The 15,960-nt window shown below is 67.2% G+C and carries 15 protein-coding genes; 9 read left to right on the top strand and 6 right to left on the bottom strand.

Features of this window, described 5'->3' with window-relative positions; translation table 11 throughout:
- The first annotated feature begins 9 nt into the window (after positions 1 to 9).
- The 4 genes from BLW48_RS15170 to BLW48_RS15155 all read left to right on the top strand — a co-directional run bounded on the left by BLW48_RS15170 (position 10) and on the right by BLW48_RS15155 (position 3,227).
- A complete protein-coding gene (locus BLW48_RS15170) occupies positions 10 to 1,077 on the top strand; it encodes a branched-chain amino acid ABC transporter permease (RefSeq protein WP_093175894.1) in 1,068 nt (355 codons plus the stop codon).
- Complete coding sequence (locus tag BLW48_RS15165) at positions 1,074 to 1,958, top strand: alpha/beta fold hydrolase (RefSeq protein ID WP_093175891.1); 885 nt, start codon at positions 1,074 to 1,076, stop codon at positions 1,956 to 1,958. The genes BLW48_RS15170 and BLW48_RS15165 overlap by 4 nt, the downstream gene beginning before the upstream one ends.
- A 57-nt stretch (positions 1,959 to 2,015) precedes the next feature.
- Positions 2,016 to 2,522 (top strand): DUF1993 domain-containing protein, encoded by a 507-nt coding sequence (locus tag BLW48_RS15160; protein WP_093176373.1) that lies wholly within the window; start codon positions 2,016 to 2,018, stop codon positions 2,520 to 2,522.
- 141 nt (positions 2,523 to 2,663) lie between these two features.
- Positions 2,664 to 3,227, top strand: coding sequence for a thioredoxin family protein (locus tag BLW48_RS15155; protein ID WP_093176371.1), 564 nt, complete (start codon positions 2,664 to 2,666; stop codon positions 3,225 to 3,227).
- Between the two features lie 27 nt (positions 3,228 to 3,254).
- Here the strand turns inward: BLW48_RS15155 and hemH are convergent, their stop codons facing one another.
- Entirely contained in the window at positions 3,255 to 4,298 is a 1,044-nt protein-coding gene (gene hemH / locus BLW48_RS15150; RefSeq protein WP_093175889.1) for a ferrochelatase, read from the bottom strand.
- Positions 4,299 to 4,313: 15 nt separating this feature from the next.
- Here hemH and BLW48_RS15145 point away from each other — a divergent pair, with 15 nt between their 5' ends.
- On the top strand, positions 4,314 to 5,045 hold the full coding sequence (locus BLW48_RS15145) for an HAD family hydrolase (RefSeq protein ID WP_093175885.1): 732 nt from the start codon (positions 4,314 to 4,316) through the stop codon (positions 5,043 to 5,045).
- A gap of 4 nt (positions 5,046 to 5,049) precedes the next feature.
- Here BLW48_RS15145 and BLW48_RS15140 read toward each other — a convergent pair whose 3' ends face one another.
- The gene (locus BLW48_RS15140; protein WP_093175882.1) at positions 5,050 to 5,355 is read right to left on the bottom strand and encodes an NIPSNAP family protein; all 306 of its coding nucleotides are present in this window, start codon (positions 5,353 to 5,355) and stop codon (positions 5,050 to 5,052) included.
- A gap of 128 nt (positions 5,356 to 5,483) precedes the next feature.
- Here BLW48_RS15140 and BLW48_RS15135 point away from each other — a divergent pair, with 128 nt between their 5' ends.
- Positions 5,484 to 6,125, top strand: coding sequence for a LysE family translocator (locus tag BLW48_RS15135; protein ID WP_093175879.1), 642 nt, complete (start codon positions 5,484 to 5,486; stop codon positions 6,123 to 6,125).
- Positions 6,126 to 6,140: 15 nt separating this feature from the next.
- Here BLW48_RS15135 and BLW48_RS15130 read toward each other — a convergent pair whose 3' ends face one another.
- The 4 genes from BLW48_RS15130 to hpnC are packed head-to-tail and all read right to left on the bottom strand — an operon-like array spanning position 6,141 to position 9,464.
- Positions 6,141 to 6,449, bottom strand: coding sequence for a hypothetical protein (locus BLW48_RS15130; protein ID WP_093175877.1), 309 nt, complete (start codon positions 6,447 to 6,449; stop codon positions 6,141 to 6,143).
- Positions 6,446 to 7,708: a hydroxysqualene dehydroxylase HpnE gene (gene hpnE / locus BLW48_RS15125; protein ID WP_093175874.1), complete on the bottom strand. Its 1,263-nt coding sequence runs from the start codon at positions 7,706 to 7,708 to the stop codon at positions 6,446 to 6,448. The genes BLW48_RS15130 and hpnE overlap by 4 nt, the downstream gene beginning before the upstream one ends.
- Positions 7,709 to 7,710: 2 nt before the next feature.
- Positions 7,711 to 8,550, bottom strand: coding sequence for a presqualene diphosphate synthase HpnD (hpnD, locus tag BLW48_RS15120; RefSeq protein WP_093175872.1), 840 nt, complete (start codon positions 8,548 to 8,550; stop codon positions 7,711 to 7,713).
- The gene (gene hpnC, locus BLW48_RS15115) at positions 8,547 to 9,464 is read right to left on the bottom strand and encodes a squalene synthase HpnC (protein ID WP_093176368.1); all 918 of its coding nucleotides are present in this window, start codon (positions 9,462 to 9,464) and stop codon (positions 8,547 to 8,549) included. The genes hpnD and hpnC overlap by 4 nt, the downstream gene beginning before the upstream one ends.
- Positions 9,465 to 9,614: 150 nt before the next feature.
- Here hpnC and BLW48_RS15110 point away from each other — a divergent pair, with 150 nt between their 5' ends.
- The 3 genes from BLW48_RS15110 (at position 9,615) to BLW48_RS15100 (ending at position 15,907) form a co-directional block, all read left to right on the top strand.
- Positions 9,615 to 11,459, top strand: coding sequence for a potassium transporter Kup (locus BLW48_RS15110; protein ID WP_093073747.1), 1,845 nt, complete (start codon positions 9,615 to 9,617; stop codon positions 11,457 to 11,459).
- Between the two features lie 93 nt (positions 11,460 to 11,552).
- Positions 11,553 to 12,752 (top strand): efflux RND transporter periplasmic adaptor subunit, encoded by a 1,200-nt coding sequence (locus BLW48_RS15105; protein ID WP_093175869.1) that lies wholly within the window; start codon positions 11,553 to 11,555, stop codon positions 12,750 to 12,752.
- A complete protein-coding gene (locus BLW48_RS15100; RefSeq protein WP_093175867.1) occupies positions 12,749 to 15,907 on the top strand; it encodes an efflux RND transporter permease subunit in 3,159 nt (1,052 codons plus the stop codon). The genes BLW48_RS15105 and BLW48_RS15100 overlap by 4 nt, the downstream gene beginning before the upstream one ends.
- Positions 15,908 to 15,960: the final 53 nt, after the last annotated feature.

Genomic DNA, 15,960 nt, shown 5'->3' with positions numbered 1-15,960 from the left:
GAAGACGACATGTTCCTGAAACGACTTCTCTCCAACGACATGCCGCGCAGCCGCCTGCTGGCGCTGCTGCTGGTGGCGCTGTTCATCGCCCTGGCGTTCGCGCCGTTCATCTTCCCGGGCGTGAAGGCGCTCAGCGTCGCGGCCAAGATCCTGGTGTTCGTCGTGCTGGTGGCCAGCTTCGACCTGCTGCTGGGCTACACCGGCATCGTGAGCTTTGCGCACACCATGTTCTTCGGCATCGGGGCCTACGGCATCGCGATTTCGGCGACGCGGCTCGGCCCCAGCTGGGGCGCTGTGCTGGTGGGGCTGGGCGCGTCTCTGGCGATTTCGCTGGTGCTCTCGTTCGCCATCGGCTTGTTCTCGCTGCGGGTGCGCGCGATTTTCTTCGCGATGATCACGCTGGCCGTGGCCTCGGCCTTCCAGACGCTGGCCTCGCAGCTGTCGGACTTCACCGGCGGCGAAGACGGCCTGACCTTCAAGCTGCCCGAGCTGATCTCGCCGAGCTTCGAGTTCTCAGAAGAGCCGTTCTTCGGCGTCTCGCTCGATGGGCGGCTGCTGTGCTACTACCTGCTGTTCGTGGCCGCGGTGGTGCTGGTGCTGGCGCTGCTGCGCATCGTGAACTCGCCCTTCGGCCGTGTGCTGCAGGCCATTCGCGAAAACGAGTTTCGCGCTGAAGCCATCGGCTATCGCGTGGTGGTGTACCGCACCACGGCCGCCGTGCTGTCGGCGCTGTTCGCCACGCTGGCCGGCGCGATGCTTGCGATCTGGCTGCGCTACAACGGGCCGGATACCTCGCTGAGCTTCGAGATCATGATCGACGTGCTGCTGATCGTGGTGATCGGCGGCATGGGCACCATCTACGGTGCGGCCATCGGCGCGGTGCTGTTCGTGGTGGCGCAGAGTTATCTGCAAGACCTGCTGCGCCTGGGCAGCGAGGCCGCGAGCGGGCTGCCGTGGCTGGCTGCGCTGCTGTCGCCCGATCGCTGGTTGTTGTGGCTGGGCGTGCTGTTCGTGCTGTCGGTCTACTACTTTCCGACCGGCATCGTGGGCAAGCTGCGGGCGAGGGCGGCGCGATGAGCGACAACAACATTCCGCTCTCCCGCTACGCCCAGCTCGCGGGCCGCGAAGTCCATTGGCTCGAATGGGGCGCGCCCGAGGCGCCGGTGGTCATTGCCTGGCATGGCCTGGCGCGCACCTGCCGCGACATGGACGAGCTGGCGCAGCACTTCGCGTCACGCGGCTTCCGCGTGATCTGCCCCGACACCATCGGCCGCGGCCTGAGTCAGTGGAGCCCGCTGCCCGACGAGGAATACAAGCTCGCGTTCTACGCGCGCATCGCCAATGCGCTGTGCGACGAGTTGCGGCTGGGGCGCGTGCACTGGGTCGGCACCTCGATGGGCGGCGCCATCGGCACAGTCTGCGCGTCGGGCCTGTTCGAGCCGCGCATGAAGGCGCGCATCGCGAGCCTGGTGCTGAACGACAACGCGCCCGAACTGGCCCAGCCCGCCATCGAGCGCATCCGTGCCTATGCGGGCCAGCCGCCCGCGTTCGACACGGTGGCCGAGCTGGAGGCTTTCTTCCGCACCGTCTACAAGCCCTACGGCTGGCTCAGCGACGCGCAGTGGCGCCGGCTGACCGAGAGCTCCACGCGCCGCCTGCCCGACGGCCGCGTCACGCCGCACTACGACCCGGCCATGGTTCGCCAGTTCAGCGCGCACGACAACGACTACCTGATCTGGCCGCACTACGACGCCATCGAAGCTCCGGTGCTGTGCCTGCGCGGCGCCGAGTCCGACCTGGTGCTGCCCGGCGTGATCGAGGAGATGGAGCGCCGGGGCCCCGGCGCGGCCGGCAGGCTGCAGGTCATCGAAGTGCCTGCCTGCGGTCACGCGCCCGCGCTGAACGTGCCCGGACAACTGGAGCCGATCGAAGGGTTTATTCGGGCGGCCGGTCGTTGAAGGAGCGGCGGCGTGACAATCGCCGCCGATTCCAACCACAACAAGGCCTCGAACACCATGACGCTCTCTCTGTACGACCTGTCAGTGCCCGTCTTTACCCGCGGACTCGGCCAACTCACCCACCTGCTCGACAAGAGCCTTGCGCATGCCAAGGCCAACGGCATCGACCCGGCCACGCTGGTCGAGGCGCGCCTGGCGCCCGACATGCTCACGTTGGCCGGCCAGATCCAGCGCGCGAGCGATGCTTGCAAGCTGGGCACGGCCCGCATCGCGGGCATCACCGCGCCGAGCTTTCCCGACGAAGAAAAGACCTGGGACGACCTGCTGGCGCGCATCGTGAAGACGCAGGACTTCCTGAATAGCGTCGAGCGCGCGCAGATCGACGGCCAGGAAGAGCGCCCCGTGACCATCAAGGCGCGCGAAGGCGAAGCACATTTCACCGCTCAGCGCTACCTGCTGCAGTTCGCGCTGCCCAACTTCTTCTTCCACGTGACCACGGCCTACGACGTGCTGCGCCACAAGGGCATGCCCATCGGCAAGATGGACTATCTGGGCAGGTTCTGAGGCATTGAAGGCCGGCGGCCTTCACACCGCCGGGACAAACTTCAAATTGCCGTGACACATGCGCACGCACGGCGTGCGCCGCAAACAATCGCGCCAGACCGCTGTCGGTCTGACACACGAACGAGGTTTGCGATCATGAAGATGTTGTCCAGAAGGGCGTTCTCGGGGCTCGCCGTGGGGTCCTCTGCGCTTGTTGCGGCAGCGGGCGGCGGATGGCCGGCGCGTAGTGCGCTGGCTGAGTCACCGGGCCTGCGGGACTATGGCAAGGCCCCCGAGTTCGCGGGCATCGACAAATGGCTCAACTCGCAGCCGCTCACGATGCAGGGGCTGGCCGGCAAGGTGGTGCTGGTCGACTTCTGGACCTACTCCTGCATCAACTGCATTCGCACGCTGCCGCACGTGGTGCGCTGGTACGAGAAGTACAAGGACCGGGGCTTCGTGGTGGTCGGCGTGCATTCGCCCGAGTTCGCCTACGAGAAGTCGACGCGCAATGTGCAGGACGCGATCGAGCGCTTCAACATCCGCTACCCGGTGGCGCAGGACAACAGCTTCACCACCTGGAAGGCCTACAGCAACCAGTACTGGCCGGCGTTCTACCTGGTCGACAGCAAGGGGCAGGTGATGCGGCAGCATTTCGGCGAAGGGGAATACGCCGAGATGGAGGCTGCGATCGAGGCGTTGCTGGCGCGCAGGTCGGCCGGCTGAACGCCGGGGCAGCGCCCAGTTCTTTCTTCAAGGACGCTGTGACGTTGTTGTCGGCCAGCCCGCCAGATTGCGTTCGGCAATGTCCGCGAGCGCGGTGATCCATGCCGGGCTGTCGTTGAGGCAGGGGATGTAGCTGAAGGCTTCACCGCCTGAGTGCAGGAAGGCTTCGCGGCCTTCCATGGAGATTTCTTCGAGCGTCTCGAGGCAGTCGGCCGGGAAGCCCGGGCAGACCACGTCCACGCGCTTCACGCCGGAGGCGCCGAGTTCGCGCAGCGTGGGCTCGGTGTAGGGCTCCAGCCACTTGGCGCGGCCGAAGCGCGACTGGAAGGTCACGCGGTACTGGGCTGTGGAAAGGCCGAGCCGAGTGGCTAGCAGGCGCGCGGTTTCGAGGCACTGCGCCTGGTACGGATCGCCCAGCGCGATGTTACGCGCGGGGATGCCATGGAAGCTCATCAGCAGCACTTCCCCGCGGCCTTCGGTCTTCCAGTGGCGCTCGATGCCTTGAGCCAGCGCATCGATGTAGGCGGGGTCGTCGTGGTAGTCGTTGACGAAGCGGAATTCGGGTACTCGGCGCTGCCTGCTGCTCCAGGCGTTCACCGCGTCGATCACGCTCGCGGTGGTGGTGGCCGAGTACTGCGGGTAGGCCTGCAGCACCAGCACGCGGGTGGCGCCTTCGGCCTGCAGCGCGTCGAGCCGGGAGGCGATGGATGGGCTGGCATAGCGCATCGCGTCGCGCACCGTCACGCGGTGGCCGCGCTCGCCGAGCCAGCCGGCCAGCAGCGTGGCCTGCTTCTGTGTCCACACCTTGAGCGGCGAGCCTTCGGGCATCCAGATGCTCGCGTACTTGGCGGCAGATTTTGCCGGCCGCGTGCGCAGGATGATGCCGTGCAGGATCAGCGCCCAGAGCACCTTCGGGATCTCGACCACGCGCGGGTCGCCCAGGAAGTCGGCGAGATAGGGGCGAACGGCGGCGGCGGTAGGGGCGTCGGGCGAGCCCAGGTTGCACCAGAGCACAGCGGTGCGCGGGGTACGGGGGGTACTTGGAGAGGCGGTCTCGTGGCTTGGAGGCATGCGATATTCTCGGGCATGACTTCCGCTCCCACGGCCTCCGCAAGCGCCGCGCCTCTCGATCTCAAGCGCATCTCGGCGATCTCTCTCGACCTCGACGACACCCTGTGGCCGATCTGGCCGACCATCGAACGCGCCGAGGCCGTGCTGCACGAATGGCTGTTGCGCGAAGCGCCGAAGACGGCCTCGCTGCTCATGACGCCGGGCATTCTGCGCGAACTGCGTGAAGCCACGGCCAAGGAGCGCTCAGACCTCGCGCACGACCTGAGCGCGCTGCGACGCGAGTCGATTCGCACCGCGCTCACGCGAGCGGGCGAAGACCCGGCGCTGGCCGAGCCGGCCTTCGATGCCTTCTTCGCCGAGCGCCAGTGCGTGACGCTGTACGACGACGCGCTGCCGGCGCTGAAGTGGCTCAGCGAACGCTATCCGCTGGTGGCGGTCTCCAACGGCAACGCCGACATCCACAAGACCGGCGTGGGCCGCTGGTTCCGCACCGCCTTCAACGCACGCGCCTTCGGCAGCGGCAAGCCGCACGCGCCGATCTTCCGCGCTGCCGCAGCTTCGGTCGGCCTGCTGCCGAAGGACGTGCTGCACGTGGGCGACGACGCCGAACTCGACGTGGTCGGTGCGCTCAACGCCGGCATGCAGGCCGCGTGGCTGGTGCGCGACGAGCGGCCGTGGGTGCATGGCGCACGGCCGCAGCTGATCGTGCCGAACCTGCACGCGCTGTGCATGGCGCTGGGCGCCTGAGGCACTATTTGAAGACGGGGCGGAAGAAGCTGCGCTCGTAGCTGAGGATGCAGCGGGTTTCTTCCGCGTACTTGAACGCAGCCTGGCACTCCGGGTCTTGCATCGAATCGGCGCGGTACTTTTCGTAGGCGGCCAGGCTAGTAAACGTGAACATTGCCAGCGCTACGTCGTTCGCGCCCTCCGACGGCAAAAAGTAGCCATGGTGTTGGCCGCCGAACTTCTCGACCAGCGGAATCCAGAGCTTGCTGTAATGCTCGAATTCCTTGAGCTTGTAGGGATCGACGATGTAGCGCAGGTAGCAGGTGACCATGGGTGTCTGTTCCGTGAGGTGGGCTGATGAGGGGTATTGGCGCGGCGTCTGCAGCGATTCGCCGGGCTGACTATAGTTTCCCGTCTGTCTCACCGTCTTGCGGCCTCGCGCCGGGCAGGAACCCCAAAGTGCATTTCTCCAACTGGCTCATCTTCTGCGGCGTCACGCTGCTTGTCGCCTTCACGCCTGGACCGGCGGTGCTGCTCGCGGTCTCGAATTCGATGAGCGTGGGCCCGCGACGCGCAATGATCAGTTCGCTCGGCAATGCAATGGGCCTGTTCATGGTGTCGGCCGCCGCTATGGCCGGGCTGGGCGTGGTGCTCTCCACCTCGGCGCATGCCTTCATGGTGCTGAAGCTGGCCGGCGCGGCCTACCTGATCTACCTGGGCATCAAGCAATGGCGCAGCCAGGGCAGCGTGTTCGCCGACCTGCAGGGCTCGTCGGCAGGGGCCTCGCCGCGTTCGAGCTGGCGCTTGTTCGGGCATGGCCTGACGGTGGCGCTGACCAATCCCAAGGGCATTCTTTTCTTCTCGGCGCTGTTCCCGCAGTTCCTCACGCAGGACGCGCCGCTCGCCATGCAGTTCGCGGTGCTGACGACCACCTTTGCGGCTGCCTCGGTGCTGTCGCATGCGTTCTACGTGCTGCTGGCGCGCCTGCTGCGCAAGCAGCTGTCGGACCCGCGCCGCACGCGGCTGTTCAACAAGCTGTCGGGTGGCGCGTTCGTGTTGCTGGGGTTGAGCCTGCTGCGCTTGCCCAACAAGACGGCCTGATTCTTTTCTTCTTGCTCAGTCGAGCGCGAACTGCTCGCGCAGTGCCGCGCAGAAATCGGCTGTACCGCTGAGCGAGAGGGTGACGGTGTCGAAGCGCGCATCGTCTTCCTGCGTCTGCTGCAGGTCGTAGTCCCACATCGCGCCTTCTTCGAGCGCGCCGCGCGCATCGGGGAAGGTGGCTTCGGCCCAGGCGAGCACCTGCGCGATTTCGGCCTGCACCTCGGGCGTCTTGTCGGGCGTGGTGGATGCCATCGCATCGAAGGTGCCGTGGCCTTCGGTGTCTTCGCTGTAGTCGAAATCGAGGTAGCGCAGTTCGGTCGTCATGAGGTCGCCAATGCTTTCGCGGCTGCCAGCCCACTGAGCACCGCGCCTTCGAGCGTGGCGGGGTAGGGGCCTTCGATGTAGTCGCCGCAGGCCTGCAGGCCGGGGGCGATGGCCGAAGCGGGTCTCGAAAGTGCGGGCGTGCAGGCGAAGGTGGCGCGCTTCTCGACCACTGTCTGCACGAGCTGCAGGTTTGTCTGGCCCAACTGTGCGGCCGCTTGAGCGACTACCTGTTCTTCCAGCACCTCGCGCGGTGTTTCATTGGCGCTCACGACCATCGCGAGCACGCCTTGCAGGCCGGTGAGCTGGCCGCGGTCGAACGCGAATTGCGCCGGTGCCGTGGCCGGGTTGCTGCGCAGCGCGAGCATCGGTTCTGCAAGTGGTGAGGCGCCGCGCACGTAGATGGTGGCGATGGCTTCGAAGCGCAGGGCTTCAGTGGTGTCGCACCAGGCATCCGCCTGCAGGCCAGACGCACGGACGAGCCGGGCGGCGTCCCACGGCGCGCAGGCCAGCACGACCTGGTCGAAGACTTCATCGTCGACGCGCCATTGCGCGCCGCCGGGGGCGATGGCGCGCACGCGGGCACCGATGAGCGTCACGGCACCGTGCTGCGCCAGCCATCGGATCGCCGCGTCGGGAAGCAGTGCGCCCAGGTCAGCACGCGGCAGCAGAAGGTCGGCGCCGCCGCTGCCGCTGAAGAGAGCGTCTTTGAGCACGCGCAGAAACACTTCACCGCTCGACTGCGCCACGGGCGTGTTGAGGGCCGAGACGCACAGCGGCTCGATCAGCTCCTGCATCACGCGGGGCGTGAGGCCGGTGCACAGGTCGGCGACGGTGGTGCTTGCGGCGCAGCGAAAGCCCGCAAGCCGCCAACCGATTGCCGTGCGCAGCAGCGAAGACTTGTCGCGCCACGTCCAGCCGCGAGCCGCGAAGATGCCGGCCAGCAGGTCAAGCGGTGCGGGCAGGCGCGGCAGCTTGAGCCCGCCACCATCGGCGAAGCGCAGCGAGAGCGGCAGGCGCAGCAGCGCGCTGTCGACATCGACGCCAACGTCGCGCATGAGCTTCAGCGTGGCGGTGTACGCGCCGATCAGGATGTGCTGCCCGTTGTCGAGCGCCAGCCCATGCATGTTGTCGACCCGCCGCGCGCGGCCGCCCGGCATGTGCGCCGCTTCGAACAGCGTGACGGCGTGACCGAGACGCGTGGCCTCGACTGCGCAGGCGAGGCCGGCCCAACCGGCACCGATGACAGCTGTCTTCTTCAAGACTAGATGCGCCCGAGCGCCTGGACCTTCCACGCCAGCCAGAACTTGCGTACCGGCGTCAGGCTCACCCGCTGGTTCAGCACCTGGAAGTTGTCGCGCTCGATCTCGCGCAGCAGCGTGCGATAGATGCTGGCCATCATCAGGCCCGGCTTCTGCGTGCGGCGGTCGGCGAGCGGGAGCAGGGCGAGCGCTTCGTCATACGCCACATGGGCGCGCGCGGCCTGGAACTTCATCAGCGTGACGAAGCGGTCGGAGTGCACGCGGTTCAGGATCTCGTGCGCCTTCACGTCGAACTTCTGCAGTTCGTTCACCGGCAGGTAGATGCGCCCGCGCAGGGCGTCTTCGCCGACGTCGCGCAGGATGTTGGTGAGCTGCAGCGCCAGGCCCAGCTTGTGGGCGTAGGCGGTGGTTTTCGGATCGGTCTGGCCGAAGATGCGGGCCGCGACTTCGCCGACCACGCCGGCCACCAAGTGGCAGTAGCGCGCGAGGCCGGGAAAGTCGAGGTAGCGGGTCTGGTCCAGGTCCATCTGGCAGCCGTCGATCACTTCGTGGAGCTGGCGCGCCTCGATGCCGTAGGCCGCGGTGTGCGGCATCAGCGCCTGCATGACCGGATGCCGCGGCGTGCCCGCGAAAGACTGGGCTACCTCGGTGCGCCACCAGGCGAGCTTGGTGGCGGCCACGCCGGGGTCGGTGACCTCGTCGACCACGTCGTCGACCTCGCGGCAGAAGGCATAGAAGGCCGTGATCGCGGCGCGGCGCGGCTTGGGAAGGAACAGGAAGGCGTAATAGAAACTGCTGCCCGAGGCGGCGGCCTTGTCTTGCACGTATTGCTCGGGATTCATCGGGGAGGCGCTGCTTTCATGGGCCGCCATTGTCTCCGCATCCGCATGGCCTTCCAGAGCAGCACGGGCGCGTCGGTCTTGCCGATGGTGGGGCGCTGCGAGAAGGTGTCGAAGCCCAGGTCCTCGATCTTGTCGAGGATGCGCAGGCCGCCCTGCACGACGAGGCGCAGCTCCCAGCCGGCGCGGCCGGGCAGGCGGTGCACGAGAGGGGCACCTTCGTGCATGAGTTCGCGGGCCCAGTGCGATACGACTGCTATCAGATTGATAGCTTCCTGCGGCGGCGGGGCGTTCGAGAGCGGCGCAAAGACCTTGAAGTTTTCGCGCGTCATCTTGCGGCGGGCACAGTCGGTCAGCGGAAAGTAGAAGCGGTCGCGCGGCAGGTCGACGCTCGGGTCCTGCCAGAAGTTGATGAGCTGCAGTGCGCTGCAGATGGCGTCGCTCTGCGCCAGCGCCTCGGAGTCGTGCACGCCGTAGAGATGCAGCAACAGGCGGCCGACGGGGTTGGCGGAGCGGCGGCAGTAGTCGAGCAGTTCGGCGCGGTCGGCGTAGGTGCCGCGGTCGCGGGTCTTCTCGATGTCCTGCACGAAGGCGCTCAGCAGGTCGGCGAGCAGGTCTTCGGGCAGGCCGTGCTGGGCGATGCTGTGGGCCAGCGGGCCGAATACGTGGGGCCAGCGCGACGACGGGAGCACTTCGCCCCGCGCGGCGGCGGCGGCGAGTTCTTCACGGTAGGCGTGCAGCTCGGCCAGGCGCTCGCTGGGCGAGGCGGTGCCTTCGTCGGCAATGTCGTCGGCGGTGCGCGCGAAGTGGTAAATAGCCGCGATCGGCGGTCGCAGGTGCGGCGGGCACAGCCACGAGGCGACGGGGAAGTTTTCGTAGTGCGCAGGCGGCGCAGCGAGGTGGGGAGTGGCGGACACGCCACGATTGTCAGCGACGATGCAAAGCCCCGGCACTATGCTCGCAGCGTCGCCACTTTGAACTTCTGCTTCATGAAAGCATCCGCTTCGGCTTCCGGGCCCCAGGTTTCAGCGTACGGCGAGGCGGCGCATCCGAAGGGGCCCACGCTCATGATCGCGGCGCTGGGCGTTGTGTTCGGCGACATCGGCACCTCGCCGCTCTATGCCTTCAAGGAAACGATGAACCCCGAGCACGGCGTGCCGTTCTCGCCCGATTCGGTGCTGGGCCTGCTCTCGCTGATCTTCTGGGGGCTGATGTTCGTGGTCACGCTGAAGTACGTGGTGTTCGTGCTGCGCGCCGACCACGACGGCGAGGGCGGCATCCTGGCGCTGCAGGCGCTGGCGCGCAGCGCGGTTGCGGGGCCCAAGACCAAGCCGTGGGTGTGGAGCGTCATCGGCATGCTGGGCCTGGTGGGTGCGGCCATGTTCTACGGCGACAGCCTGATCACGCCGGCCATCTCGGTGCTGTCGGCGGTCGAGGGGCTGGAGGTGCAGGCGCCGGTGCTGCAGCGCGCGGTGATCCCGATCACGGTGGTGATCCTGGTTGCGCTCTTCATGGTGCAGAAGAAGGGCACGGGCGTGGTCGGCAAGATCTTCGGGCCGGTCATGCTGCTTTGGTTCGTTGTGCTGGCGGCAGCCGGGTTGTGGCAGGTGCTGCAGCAGCCCCAGGTGCTGGCGGCGCTGGACCCACGTCGCGCCCTCGGCTTTCTCGTCGAGCATCGGGCGCAGTCGCTGGCGGTGCTGGGCGCGGTGTTCCTGGCGTTCACGGGCGGCGAGGCGCTGTATGCCGACATGGGGCACTTCGGCGCCAAGCCGATTCGTCTGGCGTGGATGTTCATCGCACTGCCGGGGCTGGTGCTGAACTACTTCGGGCAGGGTGCGCTGGTGCTGGCGAACCCGGCGGCCATCGACAACCCGTTCTTCCGGCTCTTTCCCGCGTGGGGCGTGCTGCCGATGGTGGTGCTGGCCGCGATGGCGACGGTGATCGCCTCGCAGGCGGTGATCTCGGGCGCCTTCTCGCTCACGGCGCATGCGATGCGCATGGGCTACCTGCCGCGCATGCGGGTGATACAGACTTCGGGCACGGCCATCGGGCAGATCTACGTGCCGGCCGTCAACTGGCTGCTGATGGTGGGCGTGCTGCTGCTGGTGCTGGGCTTCCGCAGCTCCGGTGCGCTGTCGGCTGCGTACGGCATCGCGGTGTCGATCACGATGGTGACGACCACGCTGCTGGCCGGCATCGTGGCCTGGGGTCTGTGGCGCTGGAACAAGGTGGCGGTGGTGGTCGGCGTGGCGGCCTTCGCGGTGGTCGACCTGACTTTCGTGATTGCCAACAGCCTGAAGGTGGCCGAGGGCGGCTGGCTCACGCTGGCGGTGGCGGCCGTGGTGATGGTGGTCTTCACCACCTGGGCCAAGGGGCGCCGGCTGGGACTGGAGGCCGCAGCGGCCGAGAGCCTGCCGCTGCGGCCGTTCGTCGAATCGCTGGCGTTGCACATGCCGCACCGGGTGAGCGGCACGGCCGTGTTCCTGAACCCCGACGCCACTGCGGTGCCGCATGCGTTGCTGCACAACCTCAAGCACAACCAGGTGCTGCACGAGCAGGTGATCGTGCTGCGCGTGCTGCCCTGCGACACCCCGCGCGTCGATGCACGCATCCGCATCGAGGCCGAGCAGCTGATGGAAGGCATCTGGATGGTCACGGCGCGCCACGGCTTCATGGAGCGGCCCGACGTGCCCGAGTTCATCCGCATCCTGGCGTACCAGAAGACGTTGGCGATCGATTCGATGAAGACGTCCTACTTCGTCTCGCGCGCCTCGGTCGGCGAGGAAAACCTGCCGGGCATGAACCCGGTCCGGCGTGTGTTGTTCGGCTGGCTGCAGCGCAATGCGGGGCGGGCTTCGGACTACTTCGAGCTGCCGGACAACCGGCTTGTGGAGATGGGTCAACGCACCTAGTGACCGGCGGGTCATTGACAGTAGTTCACGTTTACCCTAAATTACTAACCAGTGGGTCAGTAATGATCCGGTTCGTCCTTTCCAGGGTGTTTCATGACCGCCTCCGCCGTCCTCTCCTCCCGTGTCCGCAGCGCCGCCTGGTTGCTGCTTCCCGCCATTTTTCTGGCCGGCTGTTCGCCGAAGCCTGCGGCCGAGGACCCCGTTCGCGCGGTCAAGTTCGTGACCGTTGGGGCGAGCGAATTCGATGCCCAGCCCGAGTTTTCTGCCGAGGTGCGCGCGCGTGTCGAATCGCGCCTTGGCTTCCGCGTGGCGGGCAAGATCACCAAGCGCCAGGCCGAACTCGGCCAGCACGTGCAGGCCGGCCAGGTGCTGGCACAGCTCGATCCGCAGGACTACCGCCTCGCCGCTGAAGCCGCACGAGCCCAGCAGGCCGCCGCGCTGACCAATCGCGACCTCGCGGCCGCCGATCTCAAGCGCTACGCCGAGCTGCGTGCGCAGAACTTCATCAGCGGCGCCGAACTGGAGCGCCGCGAGACCACCTGGAAGGCCGCGCAGGCCCAGCTCGAGCAGGCCCAGGCGCAGCTCGCCTCGCAGGGCAACCAGGCCAACTACACGACGCTGGTGGCCGACGTGGCCGGCATCATCACCGCCATCGAGGCAGAACCGGGCCAGGTGGTGCAGGCCGGCACGCCGGTCGTTCGCATTGCGCAGGACGGCGCGCGCGACGTGGTGTTCGCGGTGCCTGAAGACCGCGCCACGCTGATCAAGGCCGGCTCGCCCGTCACGGTACGTGGCTGGTCGGGCGGCAACGAACTGGAGGGCCAGGTGCGCGAAGTGGCGGCCAGCGCCGACGCGGTGACGCGCACCTACTCGGTCAAGGTTGCCATCAACGCGGCCACTTCGCCGCCGCTGGGCGCCACGGTCTATGCGCGTCCGCAGGCGCTCGCGCACGGCACCACCACGGTGATGAAGCTGCCGACCAGCGCGCTGCGCCAGGAAGGCAAGGGCTCGGCCGTATGGGTGCTCGACAAGTCGACCATGACGGTGCGTTCGCAGACCGTGCAGGTGGCCACGGCCGACGGCAATGAGGCCGTGATCGCCGGCGGCATCGCGCCCGGCATGATGGTCGTGGCCGCTGGCGTGCACGTGCTGTCGCCGGGGCAGAAGGTCACCATCTACCAGTCCAAGGAGGCGGCCGCGGCCGCCGCCAATGCCGGTGCGAAGGAATCGGCGCAGCCCGTCGCGGCTGTCGCTGCGACGAACAAGGAGATCGCAGCGGGTGCCGGCAAATGAGCGGCGGCGCAGCGACTCCCACTGAAAAGCCCGCCGGCTTCAACCTCTCCAAATGGGCGCTGGACCACGCGCCCCTCACGCGCTACCTGATGGTGGTGCTGATGGTGCTGGGTGCCTTCGCGTACTTCCAGCTCGGCCAGGACGAAGACCCGCCGTTCACCTTCCGCGCGATGGTGGTGCGCACCTACTGGCCCGGCGCCACCGCGCAGCAGGTGGCCGAGCAGGTCACCGACAAGCTCGAGCGCACGCTGCAGGAAGCGCCGTACGCCGACAAGATCCGCAGCTACTCGAAGCCGGGTGAGTCGCAGATCATCTTCAACATCAAGGACTCGTCGAAGTCCACTGAGGTTGCCAACGTCTGGTACACGGTGCGCAAGAAGATCGGCGACATGCGCGCCACCTTGCCCGCCGGCGTGCAGGGGCCGTTCTTCAATGACGATTTCGGCGATGTCTACGGCGTGATCTACGCGCTGGAGAGCGACGGGTTCAGCTACGCCGAGCTCAAGACGCTGGCCGACGACGTGCGCCAGCAGCTGCTGCGCGTGAAGGACGTGGCCAAGGTCGACCAGTTCGGCGTGCAGGACGAGAAGGTCTACATCGAGATCTCGCAGAAGCGCCTGGCGCAGCTGGGGCTCGACTTCAACGCGGTGCTGGCGCAGCTCGGTTCGCAGAACGCGATCGAGAGCGCGGGCACGATCCAGTCGCCGCAGGACGTGGTGCAGGTGCGCGTCGCGGGCCAGTTCACCAGCGTCGACCAGCTGCGCGAGATGCCCATTCGCGGCAGCTCGGGCAACCAGATCAAGCTCGGCGACATTGCGGACATCCACCGCGGCTACATCGATCCGCCGTCGGTCAAGATGCACCACCAGGGCAAGGAAGTGATCGGCCTGGGCGTGTCGATGGCCAAGGGCGGCGACATCATCGCGCTGGGCAAGGCGCTGAAGGCCACCACCGCCACCATCGACCAGCGCCTGCCGGCCGGCGTCAAGCTGGCGCAGGTGCAAGACCAGCCGGTGTCGGTGGCGAGTTCGGTCAACGAATTCGTCGGCGTGCTGATCGAGGCCGTGGCCATCGTGCTGGCCGTGAGCATCATCTCGCTCGGCCTGCACAAGGGCGGGCGCTTCGGCTGGTACATCGACATGCGCCCGGGGCTGGTGGTGGCAATCACCATTCCGCTGGTGCTGGCCGTGACCTTCCTGGCGATGAACTACTTCGGCATCGGGCTGCACAAGATATCGCTGGGGTCGCTCATCATCGCGCTCGGGCTGCTGGTGGACGACGCCATCATCGCGGTCGAGATGATGGTGCGGAAGATGGAAGAGGGCTACGACAAGGTCCGCGCCGCCACCTTCGCCTACGACGTGACGGCCAAGCCGATGCTCACGGGCACGCTCATCACTGCGGCGGGTTTCCTGCCGATCGGCATCGCCAAGTCAGTGACGGGCGAGTACACCTTCGCGATCTTCGCGGTGACGGTGATCGCGCTGGTGCTGTCGTGGATCGTCTCGGTGTACTTCGTGCCGTACCTCGGCACGCTGCTGCTGAAGGTGAAGCCGCACGACCCCGATGCACCGCCGCACGAGCTGTTCGACACACCGTTCTACAACGTCTTCCGCCGCACGGTGAACTGGTGCGTGCAGCACCGCTGGATGACCATCGGCGCCACGATTCTGATCTTTGCACTCGGCATTGTCGGCATGGGCAAGGTGCAGCAGCAGTTCTTCCCCGATTCGAGCCGGCCCGAGATCCTGCTCGACCTCTGGTTTCCTGAAGGCACCTCCTTCGCCGCCAACGAAGAAGTGGCCAAGCGCGTCGAGCAGCGCGTGATGCAGGAGGCCGGCGTGAAGACGGTCAGCACCTGGATCGGCTCCGGCGTGCCGCGCTTCTACCTGCCGCTGGACCAGGTGTTCCCGCAGACCAACGTGTCGCAGCTGATCGTGCTCGCCAAGGACCTGAAGGTGCGCGAGACGCTGCGCATCAAGCTGCCGCTGGTACTGGCGCAGGAGTTTCCCGAGGTGCGCGGCCGCGTCAAGCTGCTGCCCAACGGGCCGCCGGTGCCGTACCCGGTGCAGTTCCGCGTGATCGGCCCCGACCCGGCGCTGCTGCGCGGCCATGCCGACGAAGTGAAGGCCGTGCTGCGCGACAACGCCAACATGCGCGGCGTGAACGACAACTGGAACGAGTCGGTGAAGGTGATCCGCCTCGAGATCGACCAGGCCAAGGCGCGCGCGCTTGGCGTGACGAGCCAGGCCATCGCGCAGGCCTCCAAGACCATGTTCAGCGGCACCACCGTGGGCCAGTACCGCGAGAACGACCTGCTGATCGACATCGTGCTGCGCCAGGCGCCCGACGAGCGCCAGGCCATCTCGGACATCGGCAACGCCTACATCCCGACGACCTCGGGCCGTTCGATTCCGCTCACGCAGATCGCCAAGCCGGTGTTCACCTGGGAGCCGGGCGTGATGTGGCGCGAGAACCGCGACTACGCCATCACCGTGCAGGGAGACGTGGTCGAGGGCCTGCAAGGCGCGACAGTGACGGCGCAATTGCTGCCGAAGCTGCGCGAGCTCGAAGCCGGCTGGGTGGCGGCCGGGCAGGGCGGCTACCGCATCGAGGTGGCGGGCGCGGTGGAGGAGAGCAGCAAGGGCTCGGCCTCGATCGTGGCCGGCGTGCCGATCATGCTGTTCCTGGTGTTCACGCTGCTGATGCTGCAGTTGCACAGTTTCAGCCGCTCGCTGCTGGTGTTCATCACCGGCCCGATGGGCATTGCCGGCGTGGCCGGTGCACTGCTGGTGCTGAACCGGCCCTTCGGCTTCGTGGCGCTGCTGGGCGTGATCGCGCTGATGGGCATGATCCAGCGCAATGCGGTGATCCTGATCGACCAGATCGAGCTCGACCGCGCGGCGGGCGTGCCGGCGTGGGACGCGATCGTGGAGTCGGCGGTGCGGCGGCTGCGGCCGATCGTGCTGACGGCCGCGGCGGCGGTGCTGGCGATGATCCCGCTGTCGCGCAGCGTGTTCTGGGGGCCGATGGCGGTGGCCATCATGGGCGGCCTGATCGTCGCGACGGTGCTGACGCTGCTGGCCTTGCCGGCAATGTATGCAGCGGCATTTCGTGTGAAGCGGGAGCCGAAAGAGGCGCCGATTAGCGTTTAAAATCGAAAATTGACCGATTTCAAGCGGATGGTCTTTGGCCCATGGGCTTCCAT

This window comes from Variovorax sp. YR266 (genome assembly GCF_900107295.1).
Lineage (GTDB): Bacteria > Pseudomonadota > Gammaproteobacteria > Burkholderiales > Burkholderiaceae_C > Variovorax.
Note: the sequence above shows the minus strand (reverse complement) of the source record. Positions and strands in the feature narration are given on the sequence as shown.

Bases quoted from the DNA above. Each gene is read 5' to 3' on its own strand.
- BLW48_RS15170 (WP_093175894.1), top strand. From the start codon at position 10: ATGTTCCTGAAACGACTTCTCTCCAACGACATGCCGCGCAGCCGCCTG.
- BLW48_RS15165 (WP_093175891.1), top strand. From the start codon at position 1,074: ATGAGCGACAACAACATTCCGCTCTCCCGCTACGCCCAGCTCGCGGGC.
- BLW48_RS15160 (WP_093176373.1), top strand. From the start codon at position 2,016: ATGACGCTCTCTCTGTACGACCTGTCAGTGCCCGTCTTTACCCGCGGA.
- BLW48_RS15155 (WP_093176371.1), top strand. From the start codon at position 2,664: ATGTTGTCCAGAAGGGCGTTCTCGGGGCTCGCCGTGGGGTCCTCTGCG.
- hemH (WP_093175889.1), bottom strand. From the start codon at position 4,298: ATGCCTCCAAGCCACGAGACCGCCTCTCCAAGTACCCCCCGTACCCCG.
- BLW48_RS15145 (WP_093175885.1), top strand. From the start codon at position 4,314: ATGACTTCCGCTCCCACGGCCTCCGCAAGCGCCGCGCCTCTCGATCTC.
- BLW48_RS15140 (WP_093175882.1), bottom strand. From the start codon at position 5,355: ATGGTCACCTGCTACCTGCGCTACATCGTCGATCCCTACAAGCTCAAG.
- BLW48_RS15130 (WP_093175877.1), bottom strand. From the start codon at position 6,449: ATGACGACCGAACTGCGCTACCTCGATTTCGACTACAGCGAAGACACC.
- hpnD (WP_093175872.1), bottom strand. From the start codon at position 8,550: ATGAATCCCGAGCAATACGTGCAAGACAAGGCCGCCGCCTCGGGCAGC.
- BLW48_RS15110 (WP_093073747.1), top strand. From the start codon at position 9,615: ATGATCGCGGCGCTGGGCGTTGTGTTCGGCGACATCGGCACCTCGCCG.
- BLW48_RS15105 (WP_093175869.1), top strand. From the start codon at position 11,553: ATGACCGCCTCCGCCGTCCTCTCCTCCCGTGTCCGCAGCGCCGCCTGG.
- BLW48_RS15100 (WP_093175867.1), top strand. From the start codon at position 12,749: ATGAGCGGCGGCGCAGCGACTCCCACTGAAAAGCCCGCCGGCTTCAAC.